The following is a 4,477-nucleotide window of genomic DNA, read 5'->3' on the forward strand; positions in this document are numbered from 1 at the left end:
TTGTGCGGGGCTCGAATTGCTCCGCAATTCGGCCTGACGGAATTCGCTCCGCGAATTCCTCTGGCTGACTACGGGGTGAGGGTCCCTGGAGACAGACCGGGCTTCAGGAGCTATACCGAGCCCAAAATTGACATCTGGTCAGACTCTAGATTCAGAACCCATCTGCCCAGACTGGCCCGTTCACGTTGGTTCGACTATACCCCAAGGATCGGGGCGGTATTCCTTCCTTTCCGCCCCGATCCTTTTCTACAAGGTTAGTGCACCCGGAATCCGCCACGTTCGGCGTTGTACTTCAGGAAGTCCAGCCATTCGCCCCACCAGGGGAATTCAGCCTGGGTTTCGTTCTGGTCCTTCAGGTCGGCTTTCTCCCAGACGTCGAGTGCGGCCTTGACCTCCCGCTCAGTGACGAGCCACCCGTCGTTGCTGGTGAGCTTGTAGGCGGGGATCCCCGGCGTCTCCGCGTCCCGGTCCCTGACGGCGCGCACAGCGTCCAGGTAGGCGCGCTCCTGGTCCGTCAGGCGGGCTTGTGCAGCGTCGCGTTCGGGGCCCTCGGTGTAGTAGTCGGGCTCGTCCGGGTGGTCAGTGAGGCCGTACGCCTCCAGGGTCGGCCAGTCGGGGAAGGGGACGTCGGTGAGCATGTCGAGGGCGCCCATGATCTGACGGGCGGTGCCCATGCCCCAGATGTTGAGGCGGAAGTACAGGCCGGTGCGGGACTTCTCGAACTCTTCCCAGGCGGCGTCCAGTTCGCCTTCCATGGCCTTGGCGGCGTCGGCGCTGCGGGCATTCATGTATTGGCAGCGCAGTTCTTCGACGCGGGTGGAGGCTTCACGGATGGCGGCGGACTGCTGCTCGTCGGGGCCGGTCTCGCTGTACATGTCGTATCCCATGGTTCTCCTTCGGGGTGGGGTCTTCGGCCAGGGGCGGGGGTGCCACTCCCCCGCCCCTAGTGGGTAGTTTGGGTCAGGCGTGGATGTGGTCGTAGGTGTCGCGGTCGACGAGGTTGCCGGACTGGTTTCCGTAGAATTCTGCGAGTCGGATTACGCCTCGTTCGTGATCCCACAGGGTTTTCGGGCTGGCGTATTCGGCGACGTTGGGGAAGAAGTCGAGAATGGCCTTTGCCGCGTTCTCGACGGCCTTTTCGTAGGTGGTGCCGCTGGCGACTACCACGAACTTGTTGTCGGTGATCTGGGTCATGTAGTTGAGCCAGTCACAGATGAACGTGTAGGTCTGCTCGGTGGGCTTCATGGCGCTCAGTCCTCCGTCGGCAGCATGATCGTGACTACCGGCTCGCCCTTGTCGCCGAGCCCCAAATCTGCGATGAGGCAGACGAGTTGGGGCTCTTGGGAGCGGCCATCGCGCGGAACGCGGTGGAGGGTGACGTGGGCGCGGGTTGAGCGCGAGCGGGCGATGGCGAGGCGAGACATGATCAGGACGTCCCACAGGCGGCCGGTCTCGTCCTGCACAGTGTTCTGCTTCTGGTCGTCGGTGTCGCTCCAGGCCACGCAGTCCTCCCAGGCGGCCCGGGTGAGCGCGACCGGCACGCGGAACCCGGCCTCGCGGCTGAGGGACTGTGAGGGCTCGACCCAGAGGCCGTGCTGGACGGCCTGGTTTCGGGTCATGGGCTGGACGACGAAGAAGCCGTCCGCAAGGGCCTGTTCGGGGGTGTACTCGGCGTCGGTCATGGTGGTGCCCTTCAGGTTGGTCTTCGGTGACCGGGGCGGCGCTGCCACGGCGTCGCCCCGGTCGGTGTGAGGGTTGGTCAGCGGCGGGTGCGCTGGGCGGGGATGCGTCCGCCGGTGAGGTACTGCTCGACGAGGTGCCCGGCCTCGTCCTGGGTGAGGCCCAAGGTGTTGCCCTCGGCGTCGGCGCCGCCGGTGAACAGGGCGTGGCCGTAGTACGCCTGGTGGGGCGGGCGGTGGAGGGCGTAGAGGCGGGTGGCCCCGAGGTTGGGGGGCGCGTTGTTGAGCATGCCTTCGTCGTCGACCCACATGGTGAGGCGCTCGGTGATCTGGACGGCGTCGATGTGGTCGGCGTCGCAGGCCGCGTAGAGGATCTTCAGGTGGTCGTTGTCGTCGGCGGGCCAGTCGAGGAGCCGGAACTGGCCGTCTGTGCGGATGAGCAGCGCGAAGCTGGTGGTCGTGCGCGTGTTGGGCATGGTTCTCCCTGAACTCAGGTTTGGGTCTTCGGTGTTGGGGGCTTTGCCACGAGCCCCGCGAACAAGACAAATATATCGCACTTCAGTGACTCGGGGAGGGGTTTCGAGGATCTCCCCCGGCGTGTTTTGCGAGGCCAGGGGCTAGATCGCAAGGGCCGGTGGGGGCGCAGCGCGGGGCGTGTCGGGGCTCCACGGCGCATCGCGCCGTGGGCAAGGAGTCCGGCAGCGCGGAGCGAGTGAGCGGGGCGCGGAGCGGCCCGGGAACGTCTGACGGTCTCCGCAGCGCGTGAGAGCGCGGAGCGCTCGGTCCGGTCGGGCGCGGAGCGGCCGTCCGGCACGCGGCCAGGCCAGTGCAGCGCGGAGCGCTGGACTGGCCGTCCGACACGGCCCGTGCTGCGCCCCCACCGGCCCTGTGAAGGGAGCGTGGTGCGCCGGGTGCGGCCCGCAGGGGGGCGGCGGCGGTGCGTCCGGGGCTGCGCCCTGGCGTGCGTCGGCCCGCTGGTACGGGGGGCCAGCGGGCCGACGGACTCATGCTCGCGCGCCGCGCCTTCGGCGGCGGGGACTTCGGGCGATGGCCCGGCCGCGCGCGGGGGTCGGCCGTCAGGTGGCCGGCGCCTGCGGGGCGTGGTCGGCCAGGAGCCCGGTTGCGCCTCGTGAGCGCGGGCGTGTGGTGCAGGCCGGTGTGGCGTGGTCGATGCCGACGCCTTCGGGGTCCAGGTCGACGAGGTGCTCGTGCCGGTCGTCGGTGGCGGTGACGACCGTCGCCCACGACTCGGTGTTGCGGCGGGGGTGGGCGGCCAGTGCTCTGCGGGCGGCGTCGATCGGGTCGTCGGCGTCCACGTCGATCGTCCAGGTGACTTCGTACTGCGGCATGACGGGGGCCTTTCTCGTACGGGTCGGGGCGGGCGGGGTGCCCGCCTGCCCCGGCCGGATGGGGTTGGGTCAATTCTTGGCGGACGCAGGCTTGGCCGGGGCCTGAAGGGCGGTGGCCCGAACGGCAGGGGAGGCCGGGCAAGCCCGATCGGGCGCGTCAGGAGCTCCAGGAGGGCGCCTTGGCGCGGCGGTGCCAGGCAGTGCCTGTGGCGTCCAGGGGCGGCTTCGCGGCCGCGGGAGTGGTCGGGTGGGACTCGGGGCAGAGGCAGGCCAGTGTGGGCGCCTGGGCCAGGCTCTTGATCTGGTCGGCGTGCTCGTGGCCGGGCAAGCATCCGTCGTGACGGCACAGGGGATGCCACTCCCCCGTGCCCCCGGCAGGCGGGCGGTCCGGTGGCGGTCTGAGTGAGCGCCGCCGGGCCGTCAGCGAAGGCGGGTTACTGGTCGGTGTCCTGGCAGTTGGGGCAGGCCTCGTGATGGAGGTCGCCGCATTCGTCGTGCTCGGCGTGATCGCTCCGCACTGCCTCTGCGACCTTCCCGTGGCCGAAGGCGTGAAGGAGGTTGGCCAGGGCCTCGGCCTCGGCGCAGGTGAGCGTGCACGCGTACGCGGGGACCAGCTCGTACGTCAGGCCCGAGCCGATCCAGGTGTCGACGAACTCGTCGACGGCCACGGCCGCCTCGGCCAGCTGGTCCAGGGCGTCCTGCGTGCTGGCGACCAGGGCGGTGGCGCGGCGCGCGGTCGGCGCGGTGATGGAGAAGGTGTTCTCGTGCTCGCTCATGCCGTCGCCTCCCGCTCTTCGATGCGGACGCGGTCGAGGCTCTGCTCGTTGGCGGCGGCGTTGCCGTGGGCGACCTCGTCGTCCATGGCCTCGATGAACGCGCCCCAGTTGTCGTCGAGATGGCTGTGCAGGGCTTCCTCACTGGCGGCGGCGCTGACCGGGACCGTCACCGTGGTGGTGAAGTCGTAGGCGCACTCCTCTGTGATCTCCAGACGTACCTGCACCTCCACCTCCGGCTCGGGCTCCGGGAGTTCGTCGTGCGTCAGGCCTTCGAGGGGGCGTACCGGCAGGATCGTGTCGGCGGCGATCAGGGCGGGGCCGTCCCAGGAGACGTCGAGCAGCACCGACGTGTAGCCGTCGTGGTCAGCGGCCGGGTGGGCATCACGGACGGTCGCCTGCGCGCCGGACAGGACACCCACCTTGTCGCCGGGCTTCAAGTCCCGTGCGTAGCGGCAGGTCTCGCCCTCGGAGTGGTGGTCGGGGCGGCGGTGATTGCAGAGAGTGGACACACTTCTGCCCTTCAGGATCGGGGTCTTCGGTGAGTGCCGGGAGGCTTGCCACAGACCATCCCGACAAGAGAAATATATCGCACTTCAATGTCGCATGAGGTGCGAAGCGCGAGTTTCACGTGGTCAATTTCCGCAGGCCACAGGCCATTCGGGGTGGGGTGAGG

Annotated in this window: 8 protein-coding genes; all 8 read right to left on the reverse strand. The window is 69.0% G+C overall.

The genetic code is table 11. The features are described from left to right. Nucleotides 1-254 precede the first annotated feature (254 nt). Nucleotides 255-887, reverse strand: a complete 633-nt coding sequence (locus IEY91_RS38905; RefSeq protein ID WP_189177515.1) for a hypothetical protein — start codon at nt 885-887, stop codon at nt 255-257. Nucleotides 888-960: 73 nt separating this feature from the next. Then, nucleotides 961-1,245 (reverse strand): hypothetical protein, encoded by a 285-nt coding sequence (locus IEY91_RS38910; RefSeq protein WP_189177516.1) that lies wholly within the window; start codon nt 1,243-1,245, stop codon nt 961-963. 5 nt (nt 1,246-1,250) lie between these two features. After that, entirely contained in the window at nt 1,251-1,682 is a 432-nt protein-coding gene (locus tag IEY91_RS38915; RefSeq protein ID WP_229697642.1) for a DUF6573 family protein, read from the reverse strand. Between the two features lie 77 nt (nt 1,683-1,759). After that, nucleotides 1,760-2,155 (reverse strand): DUF3846 domain-containing protein, encoded by a 396-nt coding sequence (locus tag IEY91_RS38920; protein ID WP_189177517.1) that lies wholly within the window; start codon nt 2,153-2,155, stop codon nt 1,760-1,762. 600 nt (nt 2,156-2,755) lie between these two features. Next, a complete protein-coding gene (locus IEY91_RS38925; RefSeq protein WP_189177518.1) occupies nt 2,756-3,028 on the reverse strand; it encodes a hypothetical protein in 273 nt (90 codons plus the stop codon). A gap of 157 nt (nt 3,029-3,185) precedes the next feature. Then, complete coding sequence (locus IEY91_RS38930; RefSeq protein WP_189177519.1) at nt 3,186-3,356, reverse strand: hypothetical protein; 171 nt, start codon at nt 3,354-3,356, stop codon at nt 3,186-3,188. Between the two features lie 106 nt (nt 3,357-3,462). Further along, entirely contained in the window at nt 3,463-3,804 is a 342-nt protein-coding gene (locus tag IEY91_RS38935) for a hypothetical protein (protein ID WP_189177520.1), read from the reverse strand. Next, nucleotides 3,801-4,313 (reverse strand): hypothetical protein, encoded by a 513-nt coding sequence (locus tag IEY91_RS38940; protein WP_189177521.1) that lies wholly within the window; start codon nt 4,311-4,313, stop codon nt 3,801-3,803. The genes IEY91_RS38935 and IEY91_RS38940 overlap by 4 nt, the downstream gene beginning before the upstream one ends. Nucleotides 4,314-4,477: the final 164 nt, after the last annotated feature.

Source organism: Streptomyces lasiicapitis, from assembly GCF_014646335.1.
GTDB classification, from domain to species: domain Bacteria; phylum Actinomycetota; class Actinomycetes; order Streptomycetales; family Streptomycetaceae; genus Streptomyces; species Streptomyces lasiicapitis.